Here is a 15,312-nt window from a genome sequence, read left to right on the forward strand (position 1 = left end):
TTGAAGCCGAAACGCGCGACACCCCGTCAATCCGTCGGCAAGCGATAGTCCTTGAACTGCTGGCGCAAGGTGATCTTCTGGATCTTGCCGGTGGCGGTGTGCGGAATTTCGCTGACGAAGGCGACATCGTCCGGCATCCACCATTTGGCCACCTTGCCGTCCATGAAGCCGAGAATGTCCGCTTTGGTCGGTTCCTTGCCCGGCTTGCGGACGACGACCAGCAGCGGCCGCTCGCCCCATTTCGAATGGCAAACGCCGATGGCGGCAGCCTCGGCGACATCGGGGTGGCCGACAGCCAGGTTCTCGAGGTCGATGGTCGAAATCCATTCGCCGCCGGATTTGATGACGTCCTTGGCGCGATCGGTGATCTGCATATAGCCGCCGGCGTCGATGTGAGCGACGTCGCCGGTGTCGAACCAGCCGTCCTCGTCGAACTGTTCTGGGCCCGCACCGCCGTAATAGGCGCGGGCAACGGCCGGTCCGCGCACTTTCAGGCGGCCAAATGTCTTGCCGTCCCAGGGCTGTTCCTTGTTGTCGTCATCGGTCACCTTCATCTCGACGCCGAAGGGCGGATAGCCCTGTTTCTGCTGGACATCGAGCCGGGCATCACCCTCAAGCCCGGCATAGTCCGGCTTCAAGGTGCACAGCGTGCCGAGCGGTGACATTTCGGTCATGCCCCAGGCATGGATGACCTGGACATCATAGTTCTGCTGAAACTTGGACATGATCGCGCGCGGGCAGGACGAGCCGCCGATGACGACCTTGTTGAGATAGGGAAGCTTCTTGCCGGTCTCCTCCAGATGCTGCAGCAGCATCATCCAGACGGTCGGCACGGCGGCGCTGAAGGTCACCTTCTCGGTGTCGAGCAGTTCGTAGATCGAGGCGCCATCCATCTTGCAGCCAGGCATGACCAGCTTGGCGCCGATCATCGGTCCGCTCTGGCCAAGCCCCCATGCATTGGCGTGGAACATCGGCACGACCGGCAAGATCGTATCACGCGACGACAGGCCCATGGCATCGGGCATGGCAGCGATCATGGCGTGCAGCACGTTCGAACGATGGCTGTAGACGACGCCCTTCGGATCGCCCGTGGTCCCCGACGTGTAGCACATGCCGGCGGCGGTGCCTTCGTCGAAGCTCTTCCAGGCGAAGTCGCCATCCGCCTCGTTTAGCCAGTCCTCGTAGGCGACCACGTTGGGCAGTGTCGTCTGCGGCAGGTGAGCCTTGTCGGTCAGCACGATCACCCGTTTCAGCGACTTGACGGCGCCGGCGATCTTCTCGAGCAGCGGCACGAAGGTCAGGTCGACGAAGACAGCCTTGTCCTCGGCATGGTTCATGATCCAGACGATCTGCTCGGGAAACAGCCGCGGATTGAGCGTGTGGTAGATGGCACCGATGCCCATAATGCCATACCAGGCCTCGATGTGGCGCGCGGTGTTCCAGGCAAGAGTGGCGATGCGATCGCCCAGGCGATAGCCGTCACGCTCCAGCCGCTGGGCGACTTTCAGGGCGCGACGATGGAGGTCGGCGTAAGTAGTGCGCACGATCGGCCCCTCGATCGATCGCGACACGATCTCGCGCACGCCATGCTGCCGCGCGGCATTGTCGATGAGCTTATGGCAAAGCAGCGGCCATTCCTGCATTAATCCCAGCATTCGATCCTCCCTTAACGCTTTTGCATGCGCTTTTCGGGCCATTGTGGAGCGAACCGCCGGATTGTCCAGCCGCCATGACGGTCGAGCGCTGCATTGGCGGAAAACCGCCACAATCCGGCCATCCTCGGCGTTAAGCTTCGTTAACGGGCAAGGGGGCGATTGGCGACTGAAAGAGGTTCGCATGGACGCGCAACTCGACGATAAGACCCTCGAGAGTACGCTTGCCGAAAGTCTGACCGATCTGGTGCCGGGCACAAAGACTGTTTCCGAAGACGAATTTGTCGAAGTTGTCGGCGGCGCGCTCGAAGCGGTCGGCGGCACGCTGCTGTTCAAGATGTGCGTCCAGAACCACGGCGAAGGCCAGCATGTCGCGGCCGCATCCGTCGGCGACGGCGGCAATCGCCAGTTCCTGCTGCTCACGCTGCCGACCGGCGGCGGCCCATTGAAGGTCGAAACCGCGTCGAGGAGCAGCAACCCGGTCGCCGGCATCGCTGCTGCCTATGCCGGTCTCATGGACGTATTCAAGGCCGCTGCCTGATTGCTGACGGCAGGTATTTCAATTTGCTTCGGAGGCACCGTCGGTATCGGTCCAATTGGGCCTGCGCATTGCATGGCCACGGCCGGCCTTGAACAATGCCCTTGCGCGACACATCTGAAAAATCGACGCAAGGAGACCCCGCATGGACCAGATCACCAACCCCGCCCCCGGTTTTCAACGCAATCCCGACAAAGTCATCACCATCGAGCCGTTTGCCGGCACAGTCACCGTGCGCGCCGGAGATGCGGTCATCGCTTCATCCACGAGGGCCAAGGTGCTGAGCGAGCCCCCCTATCCCGCGGTCTTCTACATTCCGTTCGCCGACATCGATTTCGGCAAGCTGGCCGGCACCGAACACTCGAGCCATTGCCCCTACAAGGGCGACGCAAGCTATTGGAACATGCTGCCTGCCGGCGAAACCGGCCAGAACGCCATGTGGGCCTACAAGCATCCTTTCGACGAAATGGCTGAGATCCGCAACCACGGCGCGTTCTACGCCAGCAAGGTCAGCATCGAAGCCAAACCGGACTGACCGATTTTCGAACCCAGGCGAACTCGGCGTGAAGTGCGTTGAGATTCAGGTCAGGCCTAGTCGAGAATGCTGGGTTCCGAGAACCGGAACGGAGCGGACTTTTGGTTCGTGAGTACCGGAAGCGCAGGAAACCAACATTCGCAGGCCGGCATCACCTGAATATCAATGCACCGGTCAGTCGGTGGTGCCGTGATCGCCAATGCCATCGGCATCGTCGAGCCGCACAAAGGTCAGGCCCTTGGCCTTGAGCGCCAGGAGCCCCTGCACCACGCCTTCGCCGGCGGCATGGGTCGGCTGGTTGATGTGCGAGATAATCACGTCACCGTCCTTGGCCGCCGCAATGCGCCGCGCGGTCTCCTTGGCGCCAAGCAATGAGCCGCCGTCGCCGTTTATCGAGAAGCCCGCGATCTTGAAGCCAAGCTTGCGGATCATGGCGATTGCCGACGGGCTGTATTCGGCGGTTGCGCCCCGAAACCATTTCGGCGCCGGCTCGCCGGTCCCGGCAAGAGCGGCGGCACCCGATTCGACCTCGGCCAGCACCGCATCCGGGCTGCCGGCGCTGCGGATACCGTAGATCTTCCGCGGCGTGTCGACCGCCGGGATATGATGGCCGCCGTGATTCTCAAGCTCGAACAGATCGGGATGGGCGCGCATGATCTCGACGGCAGCGGCGTTTCGCTTCAGCCAGATGCCGGTCACGAAAATGGTGGCGGGGATCTTGTTTTCCACTAAAGCCGAAAGAATCCGGTTGTCGGTCTGTCCGCCGCAGGCATCGAGCGTGAGCGCAACGCGGCCGGCTCCGCTCGCCTCCGGCCTGATGTGCAGGGTGGGCTCGACGAGCGGCGCGGCATGGCCGGCGGATACCATCGCCAACGACATGGCGATCATGCAGAGATTTTTTCGCAGCAGGCGCATCAAACCTAATTCCTGACCGGTCGTTTCAAGCCGGCATGCCAAGACCCGCATGAAGGCGGAAATCGGGATGGTGGATAGCAGGAAAGTAGCTGTCGCGACAATTTGACCGTTCGTGTGATGAAAAGGCCATTGCGGCGATAGCGGTTGGCTGCGCTACGACGATGTCAGATGGCGCGTCCCAGCTTCATTTCGGTGCGCGAAAGAACCTCGCGCACCGCGTCGACAACCGGCTTGACCTCCAGGCCCCAGACGCAGCAGGCCTTGCTGGGATCCGGCGCGCGGCAGAGGCCCTTGGCCAGGCAGTTGCAAGGCATCGGCGGCTGGAGCGAGATGCTGGGCACGCCGACAGGACCCCAGCGCGACGGACGCGTCAAACCGAACAGCCCGACAACCGGGGTTCCGGTGGCGGCAGCCATGTGCATCGGGCCGCTCTCGTTGCCGAGAAACAGCCGGGCCTGCTTCAGCACCGCCAGCAGACTTTCGAGCGACAGGTCCCCGACGAGATTGACGACCGACGGCGCGGTCCTGGCGACGATACGCTCGGCAATCTCCCGCTCGTCCGGGCCGCCCACCAGGACGACGTCCAGATCGGTTTCGCCCATAATCTCGCCGATCGCCGCGGCAAACCGCTCCGGCTGCCAACGTCGCCCCTCGAAGCTTGCACCCGCGTGCACGGCGATGAAGGCGTTTGGCCGCAGGTGGTGCTTGCCCAGCAGCGCCAATGCATTCGCCGTCTCCAGCGGCAGCGGCTGAAGGCTCGGAATCACCTTGCGGAGTTCGATGCCGAGCGCTTCGAGCGGCGAGAGGTAGCGGTACAGAAAATGCTGACCATCAAAGCCGTAGGGCTTGGCAAAGATATTGGCGGGCTGGCGCTCCAGCATACGCAAGGGTCTTTCGGAAGGATTGTAGCCGACGCGGGTCTTTGCGTTGACGAGCCCGCTGACAATGCGCGACGTCTTTGAATCGGTCAGGTCGATCGTCAGGTCGAAACGGAACCGGCGTAACGCCCGCACCATGGCGTAAAGCTCTTTCCCGCGCTCGAGGTTAGTGCCGCGCATACGGGCGCGCCGAAACGTGACCACCTCCGAAGCGATGCCATGAGCGATCACGAAGCTCTCGAAGCTAGCCTCGCACAGAAATACGACTTTGGCGCCGGGGAATTCGAGCCGCAGGTTTTCTGCAAATGTCGAGGCGAGGACGAGATCTCCGATGAACTTCGTTTGGATGACCAGGATAGAGCGGAACGGCACGGGTGAGGTCTGCAACATCTGCTTCCGGGGACAATTGGCGGGATAATCGCAAATTGGGCGGGAACAGTGGCGAGATTATGCAATGCCTTCAGCACGTTCGTGTGACTTGGCTTACAAAACGGTAAGCTCAGCCTGGATAGACTATCCGCGGCCTGACTTAGAGCAGTTCACCGTTTCACGAAACGGTGAACTGCTCTAACTCTTTGTTTTGACGCAATTCCTCAAGGGAAAGCGCTGCGCGCTTTCCCGGAAAAACCGTTTCACAGTTTTCCTGGAGTTGCTCTCGCGACCCGCACCGCCGCCTGTGCGGCCGCCAGCCTGGCGATCGGCACGCGATAGGGCGAGCAGGACACGTAGTCGAGGCCGACCTCTTCGCAAAAGCGGATCGAGGCCGGGTCGCCGCCATGTTCGCCGCAAATGCCGAGCTTGATGTCGGGCCGCGTCGCCCTGCCCTTTTCGGCAGCCATGCGCACCAGCTCGCCGACGCCGTCGATGTCGAGCGAGACGAACGGATCCTGGTCGATTATGCCTTTCTGGCGATAGGTCTCCAGGAACGAGGCCGCATCGTCGCGTGAAATACCGAACGTCGTCTGGGTCAGGTCGTTGGTGCCGAAGGAGAAGAATTCGGCGGACTGCGCGATGACATGGGCGCGGATCGCCGCGCGCGGCAGTTCGATCATGGTGCCGGTGAGATACTCGATGTTGACGCCGGTTTCCTCCATGACGCTCTTGGCAACCGCATCGATGCGCGCCTTGACGTAGTCGAGCTCCTTCACCAGGCCGACCAGCGGCACCATGATTTCGGGGACCACAAGCGCGCCGGCCTTCTTGCCGGCCTCGACGGCCGCCTCGAAAATGGCGCGCGCCTGCATCTCGGCGATTTCGGGATAGGAGACGGCCAGGCGGCAACCGCGATGGCCGAGCATCGGGTTGAACTCGTGCAGCGCCTCGGTGCGCTGCCTGAGCTTGTCCGGCGACACCTTCATGGCGGCGGCAACCTCGGCCACCTCCTCTTCGGTCTTGGGCAGGAATTCGTGCAACGGCGGATCGAGCAAGCGGATCGTCACCGGCAGGCCGGCCATGATCTCGAACAATTCGAGGAAGTCCGAACGCTGCATCGGCAAAAGCTTGGCGAGCGCCGTACGCCGGTCCTTTTCGGTGTCGGCCAGGATCATCTCGCGCATGGCGACGATGCGGTCGCCATCGAAGAACATGTGCTCGGTGCGGCAAAGGCCAATGCCTTCGGCGCCGAAGGAGCGCGCCATGCGCGCGTCGAGCGGCGTTTCGGCATTGGTGCGCACCTTCATGCGGCGCACCGCGTCCGCCCACTCCATGATGGCGGCGAAATCGCCGGAAAGTTCCGGCTGCAGCATCGGCACGGCGCCTTTCAGCACCTGGCCATTGCCGCCATCGATGGTGACGATATCGCCCTTGCGGAAGGTCGAACCCATCGCCATCAGCGTGCCTGCCTTGTAGTCGACGCGCAGCGAGCCGGCACCCGACACGCAAGGCTTGCCCATGCCGCGTGCCACCACAGCGGCGTGGCTGGTCATGCCGCCGCGCGTGGTCAGGATGCCTTCCGCCGCATGCATGCCGTGAATGTCCTCGGGGCTGGTTTCGATGCGCACCAGGATCGCCTTGCGGCCTTGCGTCTTCAACTCCTCGGCGTCAGCAGAGGAAAAGACGATCTCACCGGTGGCGGCACCGGGCGACGCCGGCAAGCCGATGCCGATGACGTCACGCGCGGCCTTGGGGTCGATGGTGGGGTGCAGCAGCTGATCGAGCGATGCCGGGTCAATGCGGGCGACGGCTTCCTCTTTCGTGATCAGTCTGTCCCGCGCCATCTCGACGGCAATTTTCAGCGCCGCCTTGGCGGTGCGCTTGCCCGAACGGGTCTGCAGCATCCACAATTTGCCGCGCTCGATGGTGAATTCGAGATCCTGCATGTCGCGGTAGTGCTTTTCCAGGCTGTCGGAGATGGTGACGAAGGACCGGAACGCGTCCGGCATCAGCTTCTGCAGCGACGGCTTGTCCGAGCCCGCTGCAATGCGCGCCGCCTCGGTGATGTTCTGCGGCGTGCGGATGCCGGCGACGACGTCCTCGCCCTGTGCGTTCACCAGGAACTCGCCGTAGAGCATCTTGTCGCCGGTCGACGGGTTGCGGGTGAAGGCAACGCCGGTGGCCGATGTCTCACCCATATTGCCGAACACCATGGCCTGGACATTCACCGCAGTGCCCCAGCTTTCGGGAATGTCGTGCAGGCGCCGGTAGGTGATGGCGCGGTTGTTCATCCAGCTCGAGAACACGGCGCCGATCGCGCCCCATAGCTGCTCATGCGGATCCTGCGGGAACGGCTTGCCGAGTTCTTCCTCGACCTTGGCCTTGTAGAGCGCGATGACGCCTTGCCATTCGAGCGCCGTCAGTTCGGTGTCGAGCTCATGCCCCAGCCCGCCCTTCTGGTCCTCCAGGATTTCCTCGAACACCTCATGGTCGAGACCCATGACGACATCGGAATACATCTGGATGAAGCGGCGATAGCTGTCATAGGCAAAGCGCGCATCGCCGGAATCGGCGGCTAGCGCCTCCACCGTCTCGTCGTTCAGCCCGAGATTGAGCACGGTATCCATCATGCCGGGCATCGAGGCGCGAGCCCCCGAACGCACCGACACCAGGAGCAGCTTCGACGGGTCGCCGAACCGGCGGCCGGTCAGGTGTCCGATGTGATCGAGCGCAACCGCGACATCGGCTTCCAATCCGGACGGATAGGTGCGGCCATTGGCGTAATAGGCGTTGCAGACCTCAGTGGTGATGGTGAAGCCCGGCGGCACCGGCAGGCCAAGGCTGCACATCTCGGCCAGGTTGGCGCCCTTGCCGCCCAGCAGATTCCTGTCGCCGGCACGGCCTTCCGCCGCACCATCGCCAAAGGTGAAAACCCATTTGGTCATGCATTGCTCTCCGGTTGCAGGAGATTGGCGAAACGGGTAGTTCCGCCGGTCCGACCCTGGAGCGATATGATGCTGCAGTGCGAAAGGCAAGGCGTCGGCGAAGCCGCCCGGCCCCTACAATCGATTAAGCAAAAGCCGTGTCCAAGGATGCGGCAAAAAGACTTGCCATCGCGGAGCTTTTGGGATAGAACATACCGTGAACAAAGAGGTATCCATGAAATCGTCCGGAAAACTCGACTATCTCGAAATGCCGGCGACTGGCGGAACGCTGGACCGGCTCAAGGCCTTCTACAGTGCCGCCTTTGGCTGGTCCTTCACCGACTATGGGCCGACCTATTCGGGCTTTGCCGAGGGTCTTGACGGTGGTTTTCAGGCCGATGCCGCGGAAGCACCGGCAAAGCCGCTGCCCGTGCTCTACAGCAGGGACCTGGAGGAAACGTTGCGCGCTGTCGAAAATGCCGGCGGCACGGTCGTCCAGCCGATCTTCGCGTTCCCCGGCGGCCGCCGCTTCCACTTTGTCGACCCGGCCGGCAACGAGATGGCAGTGTGGTCCGAGTAGCCGCCGCATGTCGTCCGACGGCGCTGCTTAGCCTGACCAAATTTGATCGTTCTGACCATCGCTCATAAGGATTGTGCTTTTCGGCTGCTCTGCTAATAACGCGCCGCACCAGCGACTCTGACGGCAATTGGGGCGTCGCCAAGTGGTAAGGCATCGGTTTTTGGTACCGACATTCCCAGGTTCGAATCCTGGCGCCCCAGCCATCCCTTTAAGGTCGGTTTCGGACACATAGGTTACGGTTTATACCGGAGATATGGGTAACACTTTTGGCCCGTTGGGTTTGGAGTGGTTCGAGCCTCCCAGTGCAAATCGCGGCAAACTGGGATCGTCACTTTGCAGTCTGAACAGTATTGAACATCTCCCTCTTTTCCATACAAGGTCATCGAAGATTCGACCAAGAGGGGTGGCGGCTAGACATGGAACTTCAATGAACCTTCCTATCTTCGCCATCAACCTCGACCGCGAGACCGGTCGCTGGAGCGAATTGGTCGCCAGCGCCGAAGCGGCCGGCCTGACCTTGCAGCGCATTGCCGCCGTCGACGGCCGCGCCCTCGCCAAGGAGGACTGGACGGAGATCGATCTTCCAGCCGCGCGCAAGCTGAGCGGGCGCGACATACTGCCCGGCGAATATGCCTGTTACCGCAGCCATATCCGGGCGCTGGAGACATTCCTCGCAGCTGGCGGCGCCTATGGCCTGATTGTCGAAGACGACGTCCTCTTCAGCGAAAGCACGATGCGGCGCATCGAGGCCATCATCGCGGCGGTGCCGGATTTCGATGCCATCAAGCTGACCAACCATCGCATGAGCTTCTTCATGCGCGCCGTCGAGACGACGGAAGGCGATGAGATCGGTCGCGCGCTGCATGGCCCGCAAGGGTCGGCCGCCGCCTATCTGGTGACGCGCGAGGGAGCCCAGGGACTGTTGTCGGCGCTCGCCGTGATGAAAATGCCATGGGACGTCGCACTCGAACGCTTTTGGGATACCGGCCTGAAAATCTATTCAGTTCGCCAAAACGTGCTTGGCTTCGCCGCCAGCAGCAAGATTTCCGCCATAGCCGGTCCCTCGGGAAGCTACAAATCTGCAAGGCTTGGCGGACCGAGCCGGCTAAGTGCGGGTGCGTTGCGGGCCAAGGACGAACTGCGCCGCCTGCATCACGTCCTGCTGCGGCCCCCTTTGCCGCGAGAAACCCTGGACTATGCCAAGGACAACGCGCCGCGCCATACCTTGCTTCTGTTGCTTGCGGCGCTCGCCACGCTCGCCATGGTTTCCGCGGTGTGGCGCGAGGCCGACACCTACCGCTATGCGGGCCTGGCGCTGGCCCTGGCCGCGGTCATCCGCTGGTTCAAGGTGGATTTGTGGACCTACAGCAAACCGCTGATTGGTTGGGTCGGCTTTTTGTGTCTGGGTTGGTCGCTCCACGTCTTCATCCGGCTGGCGATCGTCTATTTCGGCACCCACCAGTTGGGTGGCGCCGAAGGCATTTACATGTTTCCGCTGTTCTATGCGACGACCGGCTTCGCGTTTCTGCTGTTTGTCAGGCAGCCCGCGCGGCTTGTATTCTGGTTCATGATCCTCAGTCTTGTCTTCCTGGCGGCGGACACCTTCTATTCGGACATGCTTCAAGGTATCCAACCGACCCCGCGGCTTTTCAACAATCCCATCCACGCGTCGGTGGCTGCCGGTTTCATCTTCCTTTGCGCGCTGCAGTTCATGGCATACACGGCCCAGAGAACGGACCTCGGGAAAGCAACCAAGAACCTGCATTGGGCGCTGTCGACAGCCGTCCTGCTGTTTGCCCTCGTCAACATCATTGAGATGCGGTCGAAGGGCGTCTGGCTTGCGCTTGCGCTCGCCCTGCTCTTGTTGGCACTCATGACCCTGGCGAGAGGTCATCGCCGCGAACTGTTGGTCTCAGGTGCCGTGCTGGCGATCGTGGCGGCCGGCGTTGTCGCGACACACAACATCTTCTCGTCCACCGCCGGCGACACCATGATCTTCGTCAAGGCCTTGGTTCCGGATGTCTTGAGGCATGGCGTGCTCCCAGCCTTCGACCGAGCCATCGCGAGCGATACGACGCCGCTTGCAGCCAAGGAACGGCTGATGCTGTGGGCGGATGCGATCGAGATCTGGAAACGCCACCCGATCTTCGGAGCCAGTTCCAGCTGGCTGACCGAATGGCAGCACAGAACCTATCATCCCATGATCCTAAACGTCTTCCACAATGGTTATCTGGAGATTGCCGTGCGCTATGGTGTGGTCGGATTGGCGTTCTTTGCCTTCCTCTACACTTGGTCGTCCAGGCAGGTTCTGCTGGCCATGCGGGCCAAGCTTATCGCTCCGGCCGCATGGTCCTGCTACATCTCAACGCTGGTCTTCTTCGCCATAACCATCCTTACCAATTCAAACAATCGGCTGGCTATGGGTGAGGCCTTCATGTGGTTCGCTGCAGCGTTCGGCTTCTACTGCTATTATGTTCGCCAGCAGAACAACCTTGTCGCGCCGCGAACCTATTTCTAGGGCCGGCTCTCGCACCGCATCCGGCCAACCGGTCTGACTCAGTCAAGGATTCGGTGCAATCGTGGCGGGACGCCACCACCCGCCCCGCGCACAGGGCGTCCCTACAGGAGCCCATCCACCGTCGCGTCCGGTGCCGGCGTGTGGTTGAGGAAGCCGTTCGCGCCGGCGGCCGTTTTTGAAGGGCGTGTGTTGGTCAGCCGTTTGGATAGTAGCCGCCATCCGCGCCATCACCCATGTAGGTTCCTTGGCCGGTGGTAGCCTGAAGCCGCTGATCGAGCGCATTGATCTGTCCAAGCTTCGAACGGGCTGAAGTCGACGGGGTGTGCTGGATAATATCCGCCTGCTGCATCAGGTCGCGGGCTTGATCCTGCGTGATCTTGCCAGTTTTCCTGGCCACGCGGATACCCTGCTTCACGCTGAGCAACTGCTCTGACGCCGCCCTCGCTTCCGGATCCGCTGGCACCGATGCCGTGGTCTGGGTGTCGACCTTTACCTTGTGGTGATGGTGCACAGCGTAGGCGCTCGAAAGCGGTATGGCCGCGAAGATCGATGCGGCCGCGATGATTTTTGGCATGAAGGTGCGCATGACGATATCTCCTTTGATGAAGCGAGCGGCGAAGCCGCTTTCCAAAAGGGCCGTCTGGTCGCGTCGAGCCGCAGTGGCGCATTCATCGGCCGGCGGTCCTCGGCCCGAGAAGGCATATATGGAGGCCACTCCGGCGTTGAATGACTTGGAACGCAAATGTTATCGGATGTGATCGAGCGTTGAATTGCGGCTGCAACTAGCTCGGAAGCGAGGCCAAGCCTTGGCTACTTGTCCAACTGCGTTTCGGCGCCTTCCTGCTCGTGCGCGCACTGGACCATGCACCCCAACGGCAGATAGTCGACAGCCGGACCGCGTCAGCTCGCTTCACGCATCGCTTCGGCGGCCTGCAGGTCGACCGACACAAGCTGGCTGACGCCCTGCTCGGCCATGGTCACGCCGAACAGCCGATTCATGCGCGCCATGGTGATCGGGTTATGGGTGATGATGACGAAGCGCGTCTCGGTGGTGTTAGCCATTTCGTCCATGAGATTGCAGAAGCGCTCGACATTGTGATCGTCGAGCGGGGCGTCGACTTCGTCGAGCACGCAGATCGGCGCCGGATTTGTCAGGAACACGGCGAAGATCAGCGACATCGCCGTCAGCGCCTGCTCGCCACCGGACAACAGTGTCATGGTCTGCGGCTTCTTGCCGGGCGGGCGGGCCAGGATTTCGAGCCCGGCCTCGAGCGGATCGTCGGATTCGATCAGTTGCAACTCCGCCGTGCCGCCGCCGAATAGATGCGAGAACAGCCGCTGGAAATGGCTGTTGACGACGTCGAAGGCGGCAAGCAATCGCTCGCGACCTTCGCGGTTGAGGCTCTGGATTGCTTGCCTGAGCTTGCGGATCGCCTCGATGATGTCCTCGCGTTCGGACACGATCGCCTCGAGCCGGTCGGAAAGCTCCTTCTGCTCTTCCTCGGCGCGCAGGTTGACGGCGCCCAGCCGCTCGCGCTCGATCTTCAGCCGATCGAGCTGACGCTCGATCTCGGCCATGTCGGGCATCGGGCCGTCAGCCTCCAGACCGGTGTGGCGAATGACCAGATGCGGCGGCGTGTTCAGCGTTTCCTGGATGCGCGCCTCGACCTCCAGCCGGCGTTCGTCGGCCGCGGTCAGCCGCTCTTCGGCACGAACACGGGTCTCGCGCGCTTCGGCCAGGAACTGGATGGCGCCGGTGGCGGCCTTGTCCAGTTCGGATTGCCGGTTCTCGGCTTCCTGCAAACGGTCGGCCGCCGCCTTGCGCAAGGTCTCGGCCTCGGTGAGCTGCGATAGCAGCGCGCGCCGCTTGGCGTCGATTTCATCGGGAGCATCCGCCAGCCGTTCGCGTTCGGCCTCGGCTTCGGCTTTGCGTTCGCCAAGCGATGCGATCTGCGTCGAGGCGTTTTCAGCCCGCTCCAGCCAGTTGCTGCGCTCGGCGCCAATGGCATCCAGCCGGCGCGCGCGCGCCTCGGCTTCGCGCCGTAGACCCTCGTGCACCGCACGTGCATCCGCAAGCGTGGCGCGGTCGCGGGCGACATTGGCCGAGGACTGTTCGAGCTGCAATTGCAGGTCGCCGAGATCGGGCGCGTCCTGCAGCAGCATTTCCGCCTCGGCGAAGGCTTCCGAGGTCTCCTCATAGCTGTCGACGATGCGGGCACGCGCCTCGTCCAGTGCCGCGCGGCGGCTCTGCAATTCGCCGCCGGCTCGTTCAGCCTCAACCAGCGCATTGCGGGCAGCGTCCAGCCGATGCTGAGCGTCACGACCGGCCTGGCGCGCATTGCGCTCGGCCTCGCTCGCCAGGCGGAGCGCCTGTTCGGCCTGCGCAAGCGCCTCCTCGGCCTGGCGCAGGACGAGCGTCGCCTGTATCGCCTCGGCATCGAGTTCGGCCAGCCGGTTCTTTTGCGCTAGCCGCTGTGCGGCGGCGGTCGGTGCGTCGGCGCTGGCGGTAAAGCCATCCCAGCGCCACAGTGCGCCCTCGCGGCTGACCAGCCGCTGGCCGGGAGCAAGGAGCGCCTGCAGGCGGCGGCCATCGCCCGGCTCGACGATACCGATCTGCGCCAGGCGTCGGGCGAGCTGTGCGGGCGCGTGAACCACGCTGGCAAGGCTCCTGACGCCTTCGGGCAGAGCCGCGTCGCCGGGCTGGATTCCGCTTTCGCCCCAATGCACCGGTGCGCTGCGGTCGAGCGGCACGTCGAGGTCTTCGCCAAGAGCCGCACCAAGCGCCGTCTCGAAACCGCGATCGACGCTGATCTGCTCCAGCACGGCCGGGAAAAGGTCGCCGCTGGCGGCATTGAGTATCTTGGCCAGCGTGCGCGCTTCCGTCTCGATCCGTGCCAACTCGGCCCTGGCATCCTGAAGCGGTGGGCGGGCAGAGCTCTCGGTAGCGCGCGCATCGATGACCGACTGTTCGGTCTCCAATACGGCAGCCTCGGCTTCCTCCAGCAGCGCCATGGCCTGTTCGACCAGCACGCGCTTCTCCGCCGGATCCGGCAGGCCGGCGACCTTGGAGAGTATCTCCGACAATTCGCGGTCGACATCGGCAAGCTGACGGGCGAAGCGGTCGCGGCGCTCGGCGGTGTCGCGCAGCGTCCGTTCGATCTGGTTGCGCGCGGCGGCGGCCTCCGCCCGCTCGGCGGTCAGCGTGGCGAGCTTGGCTTCGCTTTGCGAAAGCGTCGATGCCGCCTGTTCGAAGGCGGCGCGGGTGGTGGCCTCGCGCTCGGCCGCACCGGCGTTTTCGGAATTCAGCGTGGCTTCTTCGGTGCGAAGGCGTTCGAGGATGTCCGCATTGTCGCGGACCATGCGCTCCTCACGGGCGATGTCGCCGTCGAGTTGCTGCAGCCGGCGCTCGAGTTCGGTCTGACGGGCGCGAATACGGCCGGCTTCCTCCTCGATCTGCGACTTGGCGATCGACAGGCGCTGGAAGGCAGCGGCAGCGGCGGCTTCCGCGTCGCGCAGATCGGGCAGGCGGTGAGCGCCGATGCCTTGCTCGCGGGCGGCGGCCATCTGTGCGGCGGCGCGGTCGCCGACAAGCGCCGTGGCAACCGCAAGCGCCGAGCGCGCATCGCCCTCCTGCGTCTTGGCCAGTGTCCAGCGCAGATGCAGGAGCGTTGCTTCGGCCTTGCGGATGTCGGCCGACAGGTTCTTGAAGCGGGACGCCTGGCGCGCCTGGCGCTTCAGGCTTTCGATCTGGCTTTCCAGTTCACCGACGACGTCGTCCAGCCGTTCGAGGTTCTGCTCGGCCGCCTTCAGCCGCAGTTCGGCCTCATGGCGGCGGGTGTGCAGGCCGGAAATGCCGGCCGCTTCTTCGAGCAGTGCGCGGCGCGCCTGCGGCTTGGCCTGGATCAGTTCGCCGATACGGCCCTGACCGACCATCGACGGCGAACGCGCGCCGGTCGACTGGTCGGCGAACAGAAGCTGCACGTCCTTGGCGCGCGCTTCCTTGCCGTTGATGCGATAAAGCGAGCCCGCCTCGCGCTCGATGCGGCGCGACACCTGCAGTTCGTCGGCATCGTTGAAGGCCGCGGGCGCGCTACGGTCACTGTTGTCGAGGAAAAGCGTGACTTCGGCGGTGTTGCGTGCCGGGCGCGTGCCCGAGCCGGAAAAGATGACATCGTCCATGCCGGACGCGCGCATATTCTTGTAGGAGCTTTCGCCCATCACCCAGCGCAGAGCCTCGACAAGGTTCGACTTGCCGCAGCCGTTCGGCCCGACAATGCCGGTCAGTCCGCGTTCGATGACGAACTCACCGGGCTCGACGAAAGACTTGAAACCGAGAAGGCGAAGGCGCGAAAACTTCATTCGCGCAGCCTATCAAGCGGGTTTGCACGGTTTTGCGATGG

10 protein-coding genes and 1 tRNA gene are annotated in these 15,312 nt (G+C 63.2%); 5 read left to right on the forward strand and 6 right to left on the reverse strand.

All coding sequences use genetic code 11. From position 1 onward, the window contains the following. Positions 1-26: 26 nt before the first annotated feature. The gene (locus NKJ01_RS22645) at positions 27-1,655 is read right to left on the reverse strand and encodes a fatty-acid--CoA ligase (RefSeq protein ID WP_352731112.1); all 1,629 of its coding nucleotides are present in this window, start codon (positions 1,653-1,655) and stop codon (positions 27-29) included. 181 nt (positions 1,656-1,836) lie between these two features. On the opposite strand from NKJ01_RS22645, the gene NKJ01_RS22650 reads away from it, so the two are divergent. Both NKJ01_RS22650 and NKJ01_RS22655 read left to right on the forward strand, forming a co-directional pair. After that, positions 1,837-2,193, forward strand: a complete 357-nt coding sequence (locus tag NKJ01_RS22650) for a hypothetical protein (RefSeq protein ID WP_352731114.1) — start codon at positions 1,837-1,839, stop codon at positions 2,191-2,193. A 142-nt stretch (positions 2,194-2,335) separates the two neighbouring features. Beyond that, a complete protein-coding gene (locus NKJ01_RS22655) occupies positions 2,336-2,725 on the forward strand; it encodes a DUF427 domain-containing protein (RefSeq protein ID WP_352731116.1) in 390 nt (129 codons plus the stop codon). A gap of 174 nt (positions 2,726-2,899) precedes the next feature. On the opposite strand, the gene NKJ01_RS22660 is transcribed toward NKJ01_RS22655, so the two are convergent. The 3 genes from NKJ01_RS22660 to ppdK all read right to left on the reverse strand — a co-directional run bounded on the left by NKJ01_RS22660 (position 2,900) and on the right by ppdK (position 7,835). Continuing rightward, the gene (locus NKJ01_RS22660; RefSeq protein ID WP_352731118.1) at positions 2,900-3,640 is read right to left on the reverse strand and encodes a polysaccharide deacetylase family protein; all 741 of its coding nucleotides are present in this window, start codon (positions 3,638-3,640) and stop codon (positions 2,900-2,902) included. A gap of 164 nt (positions 3,641-3,804) precedes the next feature. Then, positions 3,805-4,908 (reverse strand): glycosyltransferase family 9 protein, encoded by a 1,104-nt coding sequence (locus tag NKJ01_RS22665; RefSeq protein ID WP_023760594.1) that lies wholly within the window; start codon positions 4,906-4,908, stop codon positions 3,805-3,807. 242 nt (positions 4,909-5,150) lie between these two features. Next, positions 5,151-7,835 (reverse strand): pyruvate, phosphate dikinase, encoded by a 2,685-nt coding sequence (ppdK, locus tag NKJ01_RS22670; RefSeq protein WP_352731121.1) that lies wholly within the window; start codon positions 7,833-7,835, stop codon positions 5,151-5,153. 214 nt (positions 7,836-8,049) lie between these two features. Between ppdK and NKJ01_RS22675 the strand changes: the two genes are divergently transcribed. The 3 genes from NKJ01_RS22675 (at position 8,050) to NKJ01_RS22685 (ending at position 10,912) form a co-directional block, all read left to right on the forward strand. Beyond that, entirely contained in the window at positions 8,050-8,394 is a 345-nt protein-coding gene (locus NKJ01_RS22675; protein ID WP_352731123.1) for a VOC family protein, read from the forward strand. A 128-nt stretch (positions 8,395-8,522) separates the two neighbouring features. Further along, positions 8,523-8,597, forward strand: a tRNA-Gln gene (locus NKJ01_RS22680). 224 nt (positions 8,598-8,821) lie between these two features. Then, positions 8,822-10,912, forward strand: a complete 2,091-nt coding sequence (locus tag NKJ01_RS22685; protein ID WP_352731125.1) for an O-antigen ligase family protein — start codon at positions 8,822-8,824, stop codon at positions 10,910-10,912. Positions 10,913-11,105: 193 nt separating this feature from the next. Here the strand turns inward: NKJ01_RS22685 and NKJ01_RS22690 are convergent, their stop codons facing one another. Together NKJ01_RS22690 and smc are read right to left on the reverse strand one after the other, a co-directional pair. Then, the gene (locus tag NKJ01_RS22690; protein ID WP_352731127.1) at positions 11,106-11,498 is read right to left on the reverse strand and encodes a hypothetical protein; all 393 of its coding nucleotides are present in this window, start codon (positions 11,496-11,498) and stop codon (positions 11,106-11,108) included. Between the two features lie 314 nt (positions 11,499-11,812). Next, positions 11,813-15,271, reverse strand: a complete 3,459-nt coding sequence (gene smc / locus NKJ01_RS22695) for a chromosome segregation protein SMC (RefSeq protein WP_352731129.1) — start codon at positions 15,269-15,271, stop codon at positions 11,813-11,815. Between the last annotated feature and the right edge of the window lie 41 nt (positions 15,272-15,312).

It is taken from the genome of Mesorhizobium sp. M0276, assembly GCF_040321755.1.
In the GTDB taxonomy this organism is placed as follows: Bacteria; Pseudomonadota; Alphaproteobacteria; order Rhizobiales; family Rhizobiaceae; genus Mesorhizobium.

Coding starts and splice junctions, on each gene's coding strand:
- NKJ01_RS22645 (WP_352731112.1), bottom strand. CDS start 1,655: ATGCTGGGATTAATGCAGGAATGGCCGCTGCTTTGCCATAAGCTCATC.
- NKJ01_RS22650 (WP_352731114.1), top strand. CDS start 1,837: ATGGACGCGCAACTCGACGATAAGACCCTCGAGAGTACGCTTGCCGAA.
- NKJ01_RS22655 (WP_352731116.1), top strand. CDS start 2,336: ATGGACCAGATCACCAACCCCGCCCCCGGTTTTCAACGCAATCCCGAC.
- NKJ01_RS22660 (WP_352731118.1), bottom strand. CDS start 3,640: ATGCGCCTGCTGCGAAAAAATCTCTGCATGATCGCCATGTCGTTGGCG.
- NKJ01_RS22665 (WP_023760594.1), bottom strand. CDS start 4,908: ATGTTGCAGACCTCACCCGTGCCGTTCCGCTCTATCCTGGTCATCCAA.
- ppdK (WP_352731121.1), bottom strand. CDS start 7,835: ATGACCAAATGGGTTTTCACCTTTGGCGATGGTGCGGCGGAAGGCCGT.
- NKJ01_RS22675 (WP_352731123.1), top strand. CDS start 8,050: ATGAAATCGTCCGGAAAACTCGACTATCTCGAAATGCCGGCGACTGGC.
- NKJ01_RS22685 (WP_352731125.1), top strand. CDS start 8,822: ATGAACCTTCCTATCTTCGCCATCAACCTCGACCGCGAGACCGGTCGC.
- NKJ01_RS22690 (WP_352731127.1), bottom strand. CDS start 11,498: ATGCGCACCTTCATGCCAAAAATCATCGCGGCCGCATCGATCTTCGCG.
- smc (WP_352731129.1), bottom strand. CDS start 15,271: ATGAAGTTTTCGCGCCTTCGCCTTCTCGGTTTCAAGTCTTTCGTCGAG.